This window comes from Luteibacter sp. NPDC031894, from assembly GCF_050273135.1.
Lineage (GTDB): Bacteria > Pseudomonadota > Gammaproteobacteria > Xanthomonadales > Rhodanobacteraceae > Luteibacter.
This window is the reverse complement of the sequence record NZ_JBNNMV010000003.1, coordinates 329,968-346,498: the sequence shown is the minus strand read 5'-3', so window position 1 is coordinate 346,498 and position 16,531 is coordinate 329,968. Positions and strand designations below refer to the sequence as shown.

Below are 16,531 nucleotides of genomic sequence, written 5' to 3'. Positions count from 1 at the left end.
CCATTCTAGCCGCGGGTCGCCACCACAGGGGGCACCGACGCCGCGCGCAGGGCCGGCGCCAGGACGGCCACCTGCCCCAGGAGCCAGAGGAGGACCGCGCCGACCGGCAGGTACACCAGCGGCAGGCGCGGCAGTTCGTAGTGCCGCATCAGCAGCGCATTGATGCCGTAGGCCAGCGCCATGCCAAGGACGATGCCCATGCTGGCGAGCAGGAAATTCTCGGTCTGGAAATAGCGCAGGATCGCGGTACGGGAGGCGCCTAGCGCCCGGCGCACGCCGATCTGGCGGCGGCGCTGAGCCACCCAGAAGCTCGCGAGCCCCACGATGCCCAACGCCGTCACGATCAGCAGGGCGACGGATACCGCGGACAGGAGCACCGCCATCGCACGATCGGTGGCGAAGTACCGGTCTCGAATCTCCGGATACAGTCGCGCCTCGACGATCACCCGCCGTGGATCCACGGCCTTCAAGGCGGCGACGGCGCCCTTCAGCACGCGACCCGCCTCGCCCTCCCTCGCGCGGACGAAGTACCCGCCGCCATAGGCGGGCAACATCCGCCAGGGCATGACGACCGTGTTGTTCACGTCCTCGCGCGCCTCGACCTGCGCGGCGGGCAAGCGGTCGAGGACGCCCACGACCCGTACCGGCTCGCCGCCGATCACCACCTCCTGCCCCACCGCCGAGCGGTCGGGGAACAGGCGTCGCGCCAGGTCGCTGGTCAGCATCCCCACGTGGCTGCTGGTGGCTTTCCCCGCGACGAGGTCGTCGACCCAGACGTATTCGTCCGGGCGGATGGAACGGCCGGCCACGACCCGGCTCCCCAGCGTTTCAACGAGTGATTGCCCGTAGTACGTCGCCACGTTCAGGCTCGGCGATTGCTGTGACATGTCCCGCTTTATGCCGGCGCTCCAGGCGTTACCACCGAACGGCAAGGAGTTGCCGATCGTCACGGCCTCGACGCCCGCGACGTTGCGGATGGCGGCGAGGTCGGCTTCGGCGCGCGCATGGATGTCGCGGCGCGGGCCGATGTCGGACACCGTGATCCGCATGAGCTGGTCTTCGGCGATGCCGCTGGGCGTGAACATCCAGCCCAGGCGGTCGCTAATAAGAAATGTGGCGTTGCAGACGATCGCGCAGGTCAGGGCGATCTGCAGCACGAGCAGCGTAGCCGTGAGGCGGTGACGGCGTAGCGTCGAGACGATGGGTAGGACGTCGATCAGCATGTCACTGGCTCTTCAATTGCAGCGCCGGCGCGATGCGGCAGGTCCGCCAGGCGGGAATCAGTCCCGCCACCAGCGTGGCGACGATCGAGATGACGAAGGTGGTGGCGAGCATGGTCGTATCCAGGTGCGCCAGCTGCGCCAGCGCCCCCGGCTGCAGGCGGACCATCGCCAGGCCGATCATGGCGATGCCGAGTCCGCCGAGACCTCCTGCCACGCCGATGACGGCCGCCTCCGTGAGGAGTTGCGCGAAGACGCTTCGTCGCGACGCGCCGAGCGCGCGTCGCACACCCACTTCTCCGGCACGCCGCATGAATTTCGCCAGCATGAGGCCGACGGTATTGACGAGGCAGACCACGAAGAACCCGAATGCGAGCCAGACCTGGAGGCGCACGTCGCTGGGCACGACGCGCTTCTCGTCGAGGTATTGCATCACGTCGGGCAGCGCGGTCCGCACCGGCCGCTCGAAACGGCCGAGCGCCACCTGCTCACGCGCATACCCATCGAGGAACCGGCGGTAGGAAGCGACGGCCGCCGCGTCGTCCAGTTGCACCCAGAACTGCAGCCACGCGCAGTTAGCCGTCTCCATGCCATCCTCGTCGGAGGACTTGTTGCCCCAGCACTCGATGCCGCCGTTGCGCTTCAACTTCGCCGTGCGCGCCGTACCCAGCGGCACGAAGATTTCCTCGCCCACGCTGTAGTTGCCGGTGTTCAAGTCGTAGAAGTGCGGCACGGCACGCCACGGGTCGATCACGCCGACGATGCGCAGGTCCACGCCATCGGCATGCAGGGTCCGCCCCACGCTGTTCTGTCCATGGAACAGCCGGTCGTTCAGGCCCGCCCCGATCACCGCGACGCGCGCACGCGCCTCGTCGTCCGCGGCGCTCCACGGCTGGCCGTAGCGGAACGGGACGTTGAACATGGGAAAGAAACCGGTCGTCGTGTAGCGCGCGGGCACGATGAACGGATCGATCGCGAGATCGTCCGACTGCACCGGCGTGGCACCGGCCGTCATCAAGGCCTGCCGCCGCCCCCTCGCGGCGTGGAGGAGGTTGTTGCCGTCGGTCCAGGTCACCTGGGCCGGCAGTTCGTCCGTGGGGTCGTAGCCTTCCTTGTCGCGAGGATCCAGCCTCGGCATGAAGATCGACCCGCTGCGTCCCGGAAGCGGGTCGCCCGACAGCACGTGCAACACCGTCAGCGTGGTGATGCTCGCCCCGATCCCGAGGGCCACGGCGAGGATCATCAGCGCCGTGAGCGCCCTGCTGCGCCGGAGGCTGCGCAGGGCGAGTTCCACGTAATACCCGAACATGCGACGTTCCTTTACTGCTTCTACTGCGACGGCGTCAGACGCTGCGGGTGGCTTCGACGGGCGACACACGGGACGCACGCAGTGCCGGCGCGAACACCGCGGCCTGACCCAACCCGAGGAGGACGACGACGCCGATCAGCAGGTACGTGAATGACAGCCGCTGCATCTCGAACTGGGTGAGCATCCACTGGTTCATGCCCAGCGCCAGCACGATGCCGACCACCACGCCGGCGAGCGCGATCAGGAAGTTCTCGGTCATGAAGTAGCTGAGGATGTCGCTCTTGCGTGCACCCAGCGCGCGGCGCACGCCGATCTGCTTGCGACGCTGCCCCACCCAGAAGCTCGACAGGCCCACAATGCCGGCCGCGGTGATTGCCAGCAGGACGCCGCACACGATGCTCATGAGGATCGCCATGCCACGGTCGGCCTCGTAGGCCCTTGCGCGAACCATCTCGAACGTACGCACGCCCACCTTCTCCGGCAACACGCGCATGCGGCTCGTGCCATAGAGGGTATTCGCGATCGATTTGAACACGGCGTCCTGCTGGCCTTGCTTCGTCCGTACGACGAAGTGCTGGTAGCTGCTGTTGAACAGCAGGGGCATGATCGTCACATGGTCCATGAAGCCGAAGTCCGTCCAGGGCACCGTGAGCTTCTCGACGATGCCGATGATCGTGGACGGCTTTTCCTTCACGTAATAGATCGTCTTGCCCAGCGCATTCCCGTCAGGGAACAGCTTATCGGCGAGGGCCTTGGTGATGATGACCTGCGGCGGAGCGGGCGGTTGTTCGCGTTCGAATGACGTGACCTCGCCGGGCGTGAAATTGCGCCCGGCGATGAGCTTCACGCCGAGCGTGGCCAGCGTCTGCTCGTCGCCGAAGTACAGCGCCGACTGCACGCCATTCCTCGTCCCGCTGGCTTCGGAACTCCTCGATATGCTCGTGGACCAGCCGCCCTGGCGCAGCGGGAACGAGTTGGTCACGTACGCGCTTTGCACGCCCGGCATCGAGCGAATGGCCTGGAGATCGGTCTTCATCAGCGGGACGAAGTTGGGCGGCGAGCCCACGTAGCGGTTCTGCACCGCGATCACGTTGGACTCGTCCATGCCCGTCGTCCGCTTCACGCGCTCGACGCGCTCGTGGATGATGAAGAGCGCGTTGCAGACGATCGCCAGGGTCAGGGCGATCTGCAGTGCGATGAGGATGGTTCCTGCCTTGTGCCGGCGGAGCGCCGCGAGGATGGGTCGGATCTGCATGGCGGGTTCCTCAGTTGGACTTCAGCTGCCACGCCGGCTGCACCTGGGCAGCGCGCCATGTGGGATAGAAGGCGGCGATGACCGAGGCGGCGATCGCCACGGCAAGGGTGAGTAGCATCAGCATCGGGTCCAGCGTGGCCAGCCGCGCGATCTGCTCGGGAAACACGAGGCCGACACCGAGCACGCCGACGCCGGTGAGCAGCAGGCCCAGCACACCGCCCGCGACGCCGATCGTTCCAGCCTCGATGAGGAACTGTGCATAGATCTCCCTGCGCGACGCACCGAGCGCGCGGCGCACGCCGATCTCCGGAGCACGACGCATGAACTTCGCGAGCAACAGACCGACGGTGTTGACCAGGCAGATGACGAGGAAGCCGAGCGACACCAACAGCGAGACTTGCGACTCGCGCGGCACCACCTTTTCGACCGACAGCCAGTCCATGACGTCGCGAACGCGCACGTTCGGGGCCCAACTGAAACGCCCCGCGCGTTGCTGCTCGGCGGAATAGCCGGCGAGGTAGCTGCGATAGGCGTGGGCGTCTGCGGCCGAGGGCAATTCCGCCCACATCGAAATCCAGATGCATTCCGAGCGCAGGTAGTTGTCCCAGCCCTCGCCCGGATCCTTCACGCAGTTGTTGTTGCCGTTGTTCGGCAGCTTGAGGTCCACCGCGCGATTGAATGGCACATACACGGATGCGCCTTCGTCGAAGCCGCCGGTATTCCACACGTCGAAGAACAGCGGCTGCGGCGCCCAGTCCTCGATCACGCCGGTCACGCGGAAGAGGTGCCCGTCGAGGTTGACCTGCTTACCCACGCTGGGCCCGCCGTTGAACAACTTGTCGTTGAGCGACTTGCTGATGACGGCGACGTCGGCGTGCTTGTCGTCGTCTTCGAGGCTCCACCCGCGGCCCTGGAGGAAGGGCACGTCGAACATGGGGAAGAAATCCGCACCGGTGGCGTAGGCACCCTGGCGCATCGGCAGGCGGGACGCGTCGTCCGGAATCACCGAGATGCCGATGGGATAGGTGATCGTCTGCCGCTTCGCCTTATGCGCGCGCATGAGCGCCGTGGCATCGGTATAGCTGAGCGCCGGCGGCGGCTCACCCTTCTCGGTGTTCTCCGGCCCCCAGTTATCCAGCTGCACGTTGTACAGCACGTCGGATTTCTGCGGGATCGGATCGCGCGACGTCGCACGGTACACCGAGTAGGTGGTCATCGACGCCGCCACGCCGAATCCGATCGCCATCACCATGAGCGCGGTGAGCATCGGATTGCGGCGCAAGCTGCGCAGGCCGAGTTGAAGGTAGTAGCTGAACATGGGTGCCCCCGGGGGTGGAACGACGGGTTCAGGAATGAGCGGAGTGTGCGTGCGCGTGGAAGCGCGGCTCTTCCGCGAGGTCGACCACCTGGCCGTCGATCACGTGGACATTGCGTTGCGCGCGGGCCGCCAGTTCCGGATCGTGGGTGACCATGACGATGGTCGCGCCCTCACGGTGGATCTCCTCGAGCAGTTCCATCACGCCGCGGGCCATCTGCGTGTCCAGGTTACCGGTGGGTTCGTCGGCCAGGAGAAGGCGCGGCGAACCGGCCAGCGCGCGGGCAATGGCCACGCGCTGCTGCTGGCCGCCGGAGAGTTCCGCAGGGTAATGCTTGGCGCGCGACGCCAGGCCCACGCGTTCCAGCGCGTCCATGATCCGCTGCTTGCGCTCGGCACCCTTCATGCCGCGGTAGCGCAGCGGCACTTCCACGTTGTCGAACACGTTGAGGTCGGGGATCAGGTTGAAGGCCTGGAAGATGAAGCCGATCTTTTCGTTCCGAATGCGCGAGCGGGCGTTGTCGTCCAGCTGGCTCACTTCCACGCCGTCGAGGTGGTAGTGACCGCCGGTGAAGGTTTCCAGCAGCCCGGCGATGGTCAGGAAGGTGGTCTTGCCCGAGCCCGAGGGACCGGTCACGGCGACGAACTCGCCTTCCTTCACGTCGATGTTGAAGTCGCGCAGGGCGTAGGTCTCGACGACTTCCGTGCGGTAGACCTTGGCGAGATGGGTCATCTTGAGCATGGTGGTTCCCTCTATCAGCGGCTGATGGCGACGTGTTTCGCGTCACCGAAGGTGTCGGCACCGGAGATGACGATCTTGTCGCCCTCCTTCAGGCCATCCAGGATTTCGACCTTGTCGATGCTGCTCGCACCGACACGGATGTCACGGCGATCGGCCATGCCGTCGTTCACGACGTAGGCATAGCGCCCCGCGCTTTCGTCCACGAAGGAGCCGCGCTGCACGGTGAGCACGTTGTCGCGCTTGTCGAGCAGGATGCGTACGGAGAGGCGCTGGCTCTGGCGCAACTGCTTCGGCGTTTCACCGTCGAAGCGCAGGCGGGCGGCGACTTCGCCGTTCACGACCTCGGGCGACACGGCGCTGACCTTGCCGTCCCATGTCTTGCCGTTGCCGCTGATCTCGCCCGGCATGCCGATGGCAAGGTCGCGCGCGAAGCTTTCCGGCACCTTCATTTCGACTTCGAGGGCGGACAGGTCGATGACGCTGAGGAGCTGGGCATCCTTGGCGACGGTGGCGCGTTCGGCGATGAAGAGCTGGCCCACCTGGCCGTCGACGGGCGACTTCACATTGAGGTCTTCCACCTGGCGCTCGAGGTCCTGCACCAGGTAGACCTGGCGATCGTGCGCGAGCTTCTTCGACTGCACGTCGAAGGTCAGGCTGTCGTTGTCCATCGACAGGTCGGTCTTGGCATGCTTCGTCGTGATCTGCGCCTTGTCCAGGGCGGACTTGGCCTTGTCCACATCGGCCTGCGGCACGGCGCCCTTCCCGTAGGCGCTCTGGTAGCGATTGAGGTCGCGCTCGGCCGCCGTCTGATCGATGGTGGCGTTGTCGTAGGCTTTCTGCAGCTCGGAGCGCTTTTTCTTCGCGTCGATCTGCGCGCGCAGGTAATCCACTTCCATGGCATCGGCGGCGGACTTTTCCTGCGACAGCTTGCTGGTGAGTTCCGGGCTGGTGATCACCGCGAGGACCTGCCCCTTCTTCACCACGTCGCCCGCGTGCACCTTGAGCACCACGGCGCCGGACGACGCCGCGTACATCGTGGGACTCACCGCGGCCACCACCTTGCCCTCGGCCGCGATGTCGCGAACGAAGGGGCCGCGGCTGACCGTGCCGAAGCTGAGCCGCGAGGCGCTCACGGAGGTATCCGCCGAGAACATCGTGGCCAGGTGCGGCGCGGCCAGCGCAATCAGCGCCACGGCGGCGACGCCGCCCCCGATGAGGAGGAGCTTCCGGTTGCGGCTACGGGTCGGGCGGACTTCGACGAGACGGTCCTGGGCGGAGGTGTCACGGATCATGGTGGATTCCCTGGTCTACTTGCCGGGATAGTCAGCAAGTGCCGTGCCAAGCCAGGAAAATCTTTGAGATCAGCGATATAGCCGCGCGGCGTGGCTCAGCCGGGGGTGTCCGCGGACAAAGTGTCCGGACACGGAAGAGTCCGGACACAACGGCAGCGACTCGGAAAAAGCGATATCGCGCGCCACGCCGTGCCCCAGCGACGAGATGGGCGTTTCATAGGTGCCCAGCACCGTGAATCCGCCGAGACGACAAAGGGTGAAGCAGACCACCCGCGCCCGCGAAGCAAGAACCCAATCCCGGTCGGCCGCACGGCCCGATGGTGGCAACGCGGGCGTTGCATCGGCAAACAGCCCATCCCACGCGAGGTAGTCCGTATCCGGGAGCAAATAGACGCGCCCGAGGATGTCGCCCCGCCCGTCCACGCAATCGATCCACTCGCGCGGACCTTCCGCCGTCACGGCGCAGGTGAGCCCGACATGCCTCGTGCCCAGGAGCGGCGCCAGCTCCGAGGTTTCGACCAGACAGCCCGGCGAGGCCACGACTTCCGGCGCCTCGGCGTGCCGAGGCGCCAGGTACAGCACACCGCCAAGCTGGCCCAGGCCCTCGAACAGCGTGCGCGGCGAAAGGTCCAGCCACCGCGTGGCGGCGGTGGAACGGGCGCGCGAGGACACGCCGAAGCATGCGAGCCAGCCGAACATGGCGTCTCCCGGTGACGTGAGCGGTCGGAAGGATGCCTGGCTGGCGGCCTGGGGAGACCCGCGTGGCTTGGCGTCGGGGAGAAAGCGACGGTTACTTCGTCAGGATGAGCTTGTCGTTGCGGGTCAGGCGCAGATGGTATTCGCTGCCCTGGTGCTCGATGACAAGCTCCCTCGAGCCGTCGAGCAGATTCTTGCTTTCGATGCGCCGGGTGGCCGCCGGGACGGCACGAAGCGGCACGACCTTGTCGCGGCCGCCGTTATCGGTCAGGGGGAGCGTTCGAAGCAGCATGGTCTGGACTCCGCGGTTGGGTGCGGAGTTGATGATAATGATTCTCAGTTACGAGTCAAGCCTTGCGACGGCCGGTCGGTCAAGCAGCCGCCAGCATCTCCACCAGCGTGCTTTCCAGCTGCTCCAGATCCGGAATCACCGCCGTATCGTCACGCACCAGCACACGGGCGCGTACGCCGAAGGGCAGTTCGTTGCCGTCGTGCGTGGGGAGCAGGAGTTCCGCGTTCAGCGTGGTCAGGCGCGGGAAGCCGTGGGTGAGGACGGCGAGGTACGGCATGGCCGGATGCTGGCCCACGCCCTTCAGCACCGCGACGCGCGACGCTTGCGGCGGCGCGTCTTCCGGCAGGCTCGCGACATGGTCGAAGTTGAGCAAGGGAATGCTCCAGCCGCGCCAGGCGATCTGGCCCAGCAGCCAGGAAGGCGCATTGGCCACCGGCTCGACGCCGGCAAGCGTGATCACTTCAGCGACGGCCGCGTTGGGAAGCAGCAGGCGGACGCCACCGCTGGGGATCAGGACGCAGCGGATCTCGCGCGGTAACGGCTCGCTCATGGGAATTCCTCGATCAGTTTCTGTGCCAGCGCGTGGGCGTCTCCGGCGAAGTCGGCTACCCGCTCCTCGCGGATGCCGGCCACCATGTGGCCTGTTTCGAGTTCCGGCGGCACGGTCTCGACCCAAACGCGGCCACCCGCATCGTAGACAGCCTGCGAGCCGGCAACAGCATCGTTGCCGTGGCCCGCGAAGATGATCGCGAGCGCGTCGGCCCCGAAACCGCCGGCGAGCGTGCTGAGGATGCCGTCGATCGAGGGGCCGTCCGCGGTAGCGGCGCTGCCGTCGTCGCGGAGCGAGACGCTGCCGTCGCGGCGAACCTGTACATGGGAACCGCGCGGCACAACCAGGCAGTCGCCGTGGACGGCGTGGCTGCCATCGGAGGCGACCTTTCCCCGCCCCAGGCGCGTCACCAACGCCTGCGCATCGTCATGGTGCGCGACCACGAGCAGCAAGGCCGGCACGCGGTCCGGGAGCGCGGCGAGGAACGCTGCGATCGAGGCTTCGCTTTCCTGAGTACCCCCCAGGGCGACGACGCGACGCACTGCACGCGGCGCCGCTTCCAGGAACATCTCGTGGGAGAAATCGCCGTCGGTGCGCGGAGCAACCGCTTCCTCGATCGATACGAGTTCGAGCGAGAAGCCGGCCTCGAGTCCGTGGCTGCCGTCATCGACGACATCCTGCGCCAGGTATTCGGCGGCACTGATGGTCTCGATGCCGAACTCCGCCGGCTCGGGCCGGGGAACCGGTTCCACGATCACGGCGTCGTGGTCGACGAGGTCCCATTCCGGTACCGGCGGTGGCACATATTCCGTGGCGCGCGATTCGATCTGGACGGAAGGAACCTCCGGCGACCCGCCAACGTCATCCTCCAGCGACGCGAGACTGAAGTGGCTGGCGTCGAAGCCCTCTTCCGGTTGCACCACCGGGGGCGGCCCATCCTCGACGACTTCGAAGCCGGACAGGTCGAGCGAGGCGAGCTCCGTTAGTTCCACCGGCGCGGACGGCAGCGATTCCAGGTCGTCCTCGGCGAGCGGTCCGGAGTCGGCAAGCAGGGCCTCCAGTTCGGCGGCCAGTTCGGAGGGATCGGCGCCCTCGCCTTCTTCGTCATCGTCGCCGGCCAGCGGCGTGGAGAAGCTCAGTTCATCCGCGACATCGTCGGCCATGGAAGGCGCCTCGTCGAACGAAGCGTCGACCGGTGCAGCCATCGGCGATTCTGGGTAGCCATGGCTTCCGGTGATCGCGAGGTCCTCGACCAGCGGTTCGTCGAGAAACTCGTCGGCCGGCGCGGACAGGCCCGCGAGCGCGGCAACACGTGGCTCGATCGCACGCGCGTCCTCGGGACGCGGCGGATCGAGCGCCATTTCTCCGACCAGCTTTGCGGCGAGATGGCGAGCCCAACGCGCACGATCCCATCCCTCGAGCTTGCGGCTGGCATCCGCGTCGTTGAAGACGAGACGCGGGTGCCCGCCCTCGACCGTGTCGTACAGGCGGTCCAGGTCATCGTCGCCCGGGTTGTCGAGATCGACGACCACCACGTTGGCCGAGGAGCCGACGAGTTCCGCCGGCGCGAACGAACGGAGGTCCGACTCGTACACGATGCGCGCGCCCTGTGCGACGAGCGCTTCCCGCAGGTGGGCGGAAAGACTGGCGTCGTCGAACAGCAGCGCGACCGCCGCCTCGCGATCACCCATGGTGGACTCCGAGCACGTCGTTGATCTGCACGATGAGGTCGTTCTCCTGGTACGGCTTGCCGATGTAACGGTCGACACCGATGTCGAACGCGCGCTGGCGGTGTTTGTCGCCCGTACGCGAGGTGATCATGATGATCGGCACCCCGGCGAGGCGCTCGTCGGCCTTCATCTGCGTCGCCAGTTCATACCCGTCCATGCGCGGCATCTCGATGTCGAGGAGCATCAGGTCGGGCACCCGCTCGTTGAGCTTCTCGAGCGCGTCGATTCCGTCCTTCGCCGTCATCACTTCGAACTCGTGGCGCTCGAGCACGCGACCCGTGACCTTGCGCATGGTGATCGAATCGTCGACCACCATCACCAGCGGTTTCACGCGAATCTCGTCCTGCGCGCGCGGCGCGTGCGGCACCAGCGCTTCGGCCTCGAAGGCGCGGCGCGCCACGCCGTGGCGGACCAGCGGCGCGAGGTCTAGGATCATCAGCACGGAACCGTCGCCCATGATCGTCGCACCGAGGATGCCCGGCACCGAGCTCACCTGCGGACCGACCGGCTTGACCACGATTTCGCGCGAGCCGAGGACGGCATCGACGCGGATCGCGGCGCGCAGGTCGCCCGAGCGGGCGAGCAGCAGCGGGATGTCGCCTTCGTCGGGTGACGAGATCACGTGCACGCCGAGCAGCTGCGGCAGGTCGTGGATACCGTATTCCTCGCCCAGGTAGTCGAATGCCGGCTCGGCATCGGCCATGCGATGGGCCAGTTCGTTCGGCGCCATGCGGGCCACGCCATGGACCGAAGTCATCGGGATCGCGAAGTTGGTCTCGCCGATGCGAACGATCAGGGCCTGGGTCACCGCGAGGGTGAACGGCAGGCGCATCACGAACGTCGTGCCGACACCCTTCTGCGACTCGATGCCCAAGGTGCCGCCGAGCTGCTTGATCTCGTTCGCCACCACGTCCATGCCCACGCCGCGTCCGGCCACCTGGGTGACCTTTTCGGCGGTGGAGAATCCAGGCACCTGCGTGAGCTGGTAGATCTGGTCGTCGGACACACGCGCATCGGGACGCAGCAGACCGCGTTCGATGGCCTTGGCGCGAATCGCGTCGCGATCCATGCCCGCACCGTCGTCGGACAGGCGCACCACGATCTCGGTAGCCTCGCGGGCGACCTGGATGCGCACCGTGCCTTCCGGATTCTTGCCCGTCGCTTCGCGTGCTTCCGGCGGCTCGATGCCATGGGCCACGGCGTTGCGCAGCATGTGCTCGAACGGCGCCTTGATGCGGTCGAGCATGTTGCGATCCATTTCGCCGTTGGCACCTTCCACCACCAGCTGCGCGCGCTTGCCCACATCGGAGGCGGCCTGGCGCAGCGTGCGGCGAAGGTTCGGCACCATGGCGTCGAAGGGCAGCATGCGTGTCTGCATGAGGCCTTCCTGCAGCTCCGCATTCACTCGCTGCTGCTGGAGCAGGAGGTTCTCGGACTGTCGGGTCAGCTCGTCGAGGATGGTCTGCAGCGAGACAAGGTCGGATACCGACTCGGCCAGCGCTCGCGAGTACTGCTGCAACTGCGAGAAGCGGTCGAGTTCCAGCGGATCGAAGCTGGACAGGCCGGTGTCGCGATGCTCCTGGTGATAACGCGCGATGATCTGCGCTTCCGTTTCGATCTCGAGCATGCGCAGCTGGCTGCGCAGGCGGCTGACCGTCTGCTCGTGCTCGGTAAGCGCGGCACGGAAACTGGCGGTCTGCTGCTCCAGGCGCGAACGGTAGATCGACACCTCGCCGGCATGGTTCACCAGCGTGTCGAGCATGTCCGCGCGGACGCGGATCTGTTCCTGCGACGCGCGCTGGAGCTCTTCTTCCTCGAACTCCGGCAGGAGTTCCGGCAGCTCGCGTTCGATGACCGGTTCCGCGTGCGCCTCGGGCTCCGGCAGCGGTTCGAAGACCGGCGCGTGCTCGATGATGGCGGCCTCGCGTTCTTCCCGGTACGCCTCGGCGGTCACGGTATCCGGCGCGATCGGCGAGCCCGCGAGGCGCGCGAACGGCTCGATGTCCGCCTCCGCCAACGCCACCGGCTTGTTCTGCGCGATGCTCTGGATCATGCCGTGCAGGCGGTCGAAGCCCGCCTCGGTCGCTTCGATGGCCGGACGATCGCTCTCGCGCTGGCCACCGGCCACCGCATCGAGCAGCGCTTCCATGGCGTGCGACAGGTCGCCGACCGCCGAGATGCCGGCCATGCGCGCGCTGCCCTTCAGCGTGTGCAGGTCGCGTTGCAGGGCGGCGACATGCTCCGCCTGTTCCGGTTCGGTACGCCATGCGGCGAGCGCGGCGTCGGCGTGGTCCAGGATCTCGCGGCCTTCCTCGACGAATACCTCGAGCAGGTCGGGGTCGATGTCTGCGTAAGGCGACAGCTCGGGAACGAGCGCGGGAGCAGGTGTCTCGACCGGCGTATGCACCGGCGGCGCGACCGGCTCGTGCGACTGGTCCTCGATGACGACCGGCTCGTCCACGACGCCCTGTTCGTCGAGCTCGGGAGCGGTGTCGACAATCTCCGGCTGGGCCGGAACATCCAACACCTCGAACTCCTCCTGCTCGGAGGGAGCGGACCCTGTCAGCGATTCATCCGAAGCGAGATCGACCAGCCCCTCGTCGACGTGCAATACCTCACCGTCATGCGACATCGGCTGGGGCAGTGCCTCGTCCGTCGCGGTCGCGGTCGCGGGCGACGCGGTGCCTTCGAGCTCGCCCAGCAGCGAACGCCACGCGGCATCCTCTTCGGCGTCGTAGGCCAGGATCGGCCGCACGTCGCCTTCCGGCTTCTCTATGTCCGCCTTCTCGATCTCGAAACCTTCGAGCGAGGCCATGAGCTCCGCGGTGAATTCGTCGTTCGCAGCGACCGATTCCAGCGGCGCCTGTTCGATAGGCGGCAGCTCGCCTTCTTCCGCGAACTCGTCCGCAAGCAGCTGCTCGTCGAGCGACGGAACGCTGGCTTCCACCGGCTGTTCCGGCAGGTAGGCTTCGACATCCTCCGACGCCGGTTCGGACACCGGATCGGACGCCATGTCCTCGTCGCCCGCATCGAACACCAGTTCGTCGTCGAGCGGCAGCGGATCGGGTTCGTAAAGGATATGCGCGACCGTCGCTTCCGGCTGCTCGTCGCGCAGCGCGACGATGCGTGCGGCAAGTGCCGCCACGTCCGGCACGCGCGGGTCGGGCGCGTCGAATTGGGCCATCACGTGGTCGACCAGGTCGGCCGTGTCGGTGAGCGCCACGACGCCTTCGCGGCGCAACGGCAAGCCCGTGGCGCGAACGCGCTTGATGAGCCCTTCGAGCGGCGCCAGCACCTGGATCAGGACCGGGATATCCACCATGCCGATGGCACCGTGCAGTGTATGCACGGCCCGCAGCAACGCATCGTCCACCGGCAGTTCGCCATCGCCCGCCATCGCGAGGTTTGCTCGAATGACCGTGAGGTACTGCGAGACTTCCGCGCGCAGGATGTCGAGCAGAACGGCGTCGACCGGCGGCAGCGGCGGTGCGACGTAAACGGGCTCGGCCGCTTCCGGGGCGTCGTGCGTACCGGTGCCTTCGCCCGGCGACACGTCGACCGGCAGGACAGCTTCCGGTGTTTCCACCGGCGCCTGACCGTACGCGGCGAAGCCGGCGGTCGGCACGGCCGCGATGGTGTCGCGCGGCACGCGGCGCTTGACCTTGCTGCGCACGCGGTGGATCGAGCTGCGTGCCACGTCCTCGACGAAGGCCATGTCGCCCATCGCCAGGCGATCGGCCGTCTCCATGATGGCCGCGATCGGCGCGGCCGGCGTGGCATCGCCTTCGAGCGCGGACTTGAGTTGCGGCAGCGCCTCGACGGCATGACGCACCAGCGCCTGCACGCCTTCATGCGGACCGATGGTGCCATCGAGCACGCGGTTGAGCATGTTCTCCACCTTCCAGGAGAACTCGCCCAGCAGGCGAGCGCCCACGAGGCGGCCCGAGCCCTTCAGGGTATGGAACGAGCGACGGATGGGTACCAGCGCATCGCTGCGCTCCGGCTCGGCGAGCCAATGGCCCAGCGCGGCGCGCAGGTTGCCGATCTCTTCCTCGGTTTCCTCGAGGAAGATTTCGCGGATCTCGTCATCGATGCCGTCGACGGTGATCTGGAACCCGGCGAATTCGGCCATGCCGAGACCGCCCACTTCCTGTTCGACTTCTTCCTCGATCTCCACCCAGTCTTCGTCGCTGGCCGGAGCGGCGGGCGCTTCGGAGGCGACGGGAACGGGAGACGCGACGACCTCGTCGGCGTCCGCCGGCGGTTCGTCGATGAGGTCGAAGCTGTCGGCGAAGCTGGCGACGGTCTCGCCCTCGTCCACGCTGGTCGCGGGGACGGCGATGTGTTCGATCGCGGCTGCCTCGATTTCCTCCAGCGCGGCATCGCCGAGGGCTTCGCCCTCCTCGTCCGCATCGGTCGGCACGGGCCAGTAGCCCAGTTCCGCCAGGCTCTGTTGGGTCACGTCGAGGATGTGTTCCAGGCCGCCGCGATGCTCGCGGGCGGCCTCGAGGTAATACTCGAGCGCGGCGAGCGCGTCGGCGAGGCGGTCCATCTGCGTGCCGTTCGGCACGCGGCGATCGCCAAGCAATTCGCGGTGGATGAACAGGCCGATGCCGTCGGCGAGTTCCGCCGGACGGCTGGCGCCGAGCATGCGCATGGCGCCGCCGATCTCGGCCATCTGCTCCGGCGCACCGGCGAGCTGGTCGTGGTCCCACGCGGATTCGACGAAACCGACGATGGCGTCCTTCACCTTGGCGGTGTTGGCCGTCGCCTCGCGCATGAGGGTGGACAGGATGTGGCGCGCCTCGCTACGCGGCAGCGGGGACGGGCCGAGCTCGCTGGGTGCCGGCGCTTCGCCGTCCGCGCCCAACCGTTCGATGTGGTCGTCGAGCGACGCTTCCACGTAAAGCAGCGCGCCTGCGACGTCGAGCAACGATTCCTCGTCGGGCTCACGCGCGCCCGTGGCGATCTCGCCGAGGATACGGCGCTGCTCGCCGACGACACGGCGCGGCACGCCAAGCGCGAGCATGCCCAGCGTATCGCCCACGCGATCGAGCACTTCGGTCTGCTGGCCTAGCTGGGCCGGATCGCCATCGGGACGGCGCAGGAAGAGGTCGAGCGATTCCTTCACCCGCAGCAGGTCGTCCTTGATCGCCGCGGAGACCGTGTCGAGGAGCGCACGGTTGTGGCCGGACATCGACCCCCGCGCATGCTCCAGCTCCGACGCCTGCGGCAGGAGCCCTTCGAGGCGGTAGGTCTGGCGCAGTTCCTCGATGCGGTCGCTGCCCGGCTTGGCCTGGGCCACGTAATAAAGCAGCTTGCGCGACAGCTCGTCGGCGTCGCCGCCGAGCAAGGCTTCTTCGCCGCCATCGACCAGTTCGCGGATGGAGCGGTCGACGCGACCAATGAGCTGGCGCACGTCCTTGTCGTGCGCGCGCAGCACGCCGCGCTCGAGGCCTTCGAGCACACCGGCGGCGATCCACCACAGGCGACGGCCCGCGATCGTGTAGCAACGCGCCGCGATGCCGTCGAGCGTCGCCCGCATGCCCAGCAACTGGCGTTCGTTGCCCTGGCCACGGAACCAGGCCAGCAACTGCTGCTGGAAGCGCACGCGCAGCTCGGCGAGTTCGCCGCGCTGCGCTTCCGCCGCGGCCGGATCGCTCGCGCCGGGTGCCGTTGCCGGCAGCATGGTGTCCAGGTTCGGCGTGAACAGCGCGGATTCGTGCAGCGACTGCTCGCCGCGGCTCGCGCGCAGGTCGTTCAGCAGCGGCAGCAGCACGATGGGCACATCGCGATGACCGCTCTGCAGGCGCTCGAGGTAATCGGGCATCTGCATCATGCCGCGCATCAACGCGGCATACGCGTCGTCGCGCTGGGCGACGCGGTCGTCGATCAGGGCCGCGACCAGCTGCTCCATCTCGCCGACGACCATCGCGGCGCCGTAGAGCTCGACCATACGCAGCGTGCCGTGCACCTGGTGCAGGTCCGCGGCGCAGGTGTGCATGACATAGGCGTCCCGCGAGTCCTCCACGTACGACTCGAGGGCCTGGCGTGCCTTGGACAAGGCGTCATCGAGCTCGGCCTTGACCCAGTGCAGCGTGGTGAAATCGGTATGGTCTTGGAGTCTCAC

At 67.3% G+C, this 16,531-nt stretch carries 11 protein-coding genes; all 11 read right to left on the bottom strand.

Translation table 11 applies throughout. The annotated features are described in order from the left end of the window. Window positions 1–5: 5 nt before the first annotated feature. Window positions 6–1,217, bottom strand: coding sequence for an ABC transporter permease (locus ACQKIE_RS11525; RefSeq protein ID WP_427459360.1), 1,212 nt, complete (start codon window positions 1,215–1,217; stop codon window positions 6–8). A 7-nt stretch (window positions 1,218–1,224) separates the two neighbouring features. Continuing rightward, window positions 1,225–2,529: an ABC transporter permease gene (locus tag ACQKIE_RS11520; RefSeq protein ID WP_427459132.1), complete on the bottom strand. Its 1,305-nt coding sequence runs from the start codon at window positions 2,527–2,529 to the stop codon at window positions 1,225–1,227. A gap of 34 nt (window positions 2,530–2,563) precedes the next feature. Then, window positions 2,564–3,784, bottom strand: coding sequence for an ABC transporter permease (locus ACQKIE_RS11515; RefSeq protein WP_427459130.1), 1,221 nt, complete (start codon window positions 3,782–3,784; stop codon window positions 2,564–2,566). 10 nt (window positions 3,785–3,794) lie between these two features. After that, entirely contained in the window at window positions 3,795–5,102 is a 1,308-nt protein-coding gene (locus ACQKIE_RS11510; RefSeq protein WP_427459128.1) for an ABC transporter permease, read from the bottom strand. Between the two features lie 28 nt (window positions 5,103–5,130). Beyond that, complete coding sequence (locus ACQKIE_RS11505; protein ID WP_427459126.1) at window positions 5,131–5,841, bottom strand: ABC transporter ATP-binding protein; 711 nt, start codon at window positions 5,839–5,841, stop codon at window positions 5,131–5,133. 14 nt (window positions 5,842–5,855) lie between these two features. Then, window positions 5,856–7,133, bottom strand: a complete 1,278-nt coding sequence (locus tag ACQKIE_RS11500; RefSeq protein ID WP_427459124.1) for an efflux RND transporter periplasmic adaptor subunit — start codon at window positions 7,131–7,133, stop codon at window positions 5,856–5,858. 69 nt (window positions 7,134–7,202) lie between these two features. Then, on the bottom strand, window positions 7,203–7,832 hold the full coding sequence (locus ACQKIE_RS11495) for a hypothetical protein (protein WP_427459122.1): 630 nt from the start codon (window positions 7,830–7,832) through the stop codon (window positions 7,203–7,205). Between the two features lie 91 nt (window positions 7,833–7,923). After that, window positions 7,924–8,121, bottom strand: coding sequence for a hemin uptake protein HemP (gene hemP, locus ACQKIE_RS11490; RefSeq protein ID WP_427459120.1), 198 nt, complete (start codon window positions 8,119–8,121; stop codon window positions 7,924–7,926). A gap of 79 nt (window positions 8,122–8,200) precedes the next feature. Further along, on the bottom strand, window positions 8,201–8,671 hold the full coding sequence (locus tag ACQKIE_RS11485) for a chemotaxis protein CheW (protein WP_427459118.1): 471 nt from the start codon (window positions 8,669–8,671) through the stop codon (window positions 8,201–8,203). Further along, on the bottom strand, window positions 8,668–10,362 hold the full coding sequence (locus tag ACQKIE_RS11480) for a chemotaxis protein CheB (RefSeq protein WP_427459116.1): 1,695 nt from the start codon (window positions 10,360–10,362) through the stop codon (window positions 8,668–8,670). Before ACQKIE_RS11480 ends, ACQKIE_RS11485 begins: the two co-directional genes overlap by 4 nt. Then, window positions 10,355–16,531 (bottom strand): Hpt domain-containing protein, encoded by a 6,177-nt coding sequence (locus tag ACQKIE_RS11475; RefSeq protein WP_427459114.1) that lies wholly within the window; start codon window positions 16,529–16,531, stop codon window positions 10,355–10,357. Before ACQKIE_RS11475 ends, ACQKIE_RS11480 begins: the two co-directional genes overlap by 8 nt.